The following is a 670-nucleotide window of genomic DNA, read 5'->3' as shown; positions in this document are numbered from 1 at the left end:
GCCTAACACAAGGCGTCGGCTTGAATGATTAGTTAGGCGGCGACTTGCCGGGCCGCGGTTCAATAAGTAACTGTCTAAGAGCCTCAAACTCGATTGCGCCTTCGTCGCGCGGGATGTCGTAACGCTTTGAGGGATCCAGTCTAATCGTATCAACCCGCTCCGGCATGTGGACCATGTAGTCGTCGAAGAATGCGACGCGTTCTGAAGATTGGTAAGTCCCTGTCACTTTGAAGGCACCCACACCCCAGATATTGACGGTGTAGCGGGGCCTGTTCTTTTCACAGATTCGGACGCGCTCAGGATCCGGGCCGGGACCAAATGAACTCGTGGAATAGAGCGGTGTAAACGAGGTCTCGTTCCTACTTAGGAAGAGGACATAATGTGACCCAATCGTCATTGGCGCCTTGGTGGAGAAGAGCACGGATGCAGATTCTCCATAGCTACCTTTGTAGGCTTCCATAACTTTAACGATGTACCTATTCCCACAATCGCCGGGAATTACTTGCCCCATCTCGATCCGACCGAACAGGACAAGTTCTGAAGCTTCAGTCAGCTCGCTCAGTTCGACCGGCCTAACCTTCGTCGCGTATGCGGCACCGGGAAGCAACAAGCCTAAGCAGATTGCGAAGCGCAGTTTCATGTGCCTAACACAAGGCGTCGGCTTGAATGA

General features: G+C 53.1%; 1 protein-coding gene. It reads right to left on the bottom strand.

Features of this window, described 5'->3' with window-relative positions; genetic code table 11:
• Window positions 1-28: 28 nt before the first annotated feature.
• The coding region (locus tag IEX13_RS14165; RefSeq protein ID WP_229668568.1) for a hypothetical protein at window positions 29-670 on the bottom strand (642 nt) is incomplete at its 5' end.

This window comes from Arenimonas soli, from assembly GCF_014643775.1.
Taxonomy (GTDB): domain Bacteria; phylum Pseudomonadota; class Gammaproteobacteria; order Xanthomonadales; family Xanthomonadaceae; genus Arenimonas; species Arenimonas soli.
The sequence above is the reverse complement of the archived record's forward strand: the minus strand, read 5'-3'. Positions and strand labels throughout refer to the sequence as shown.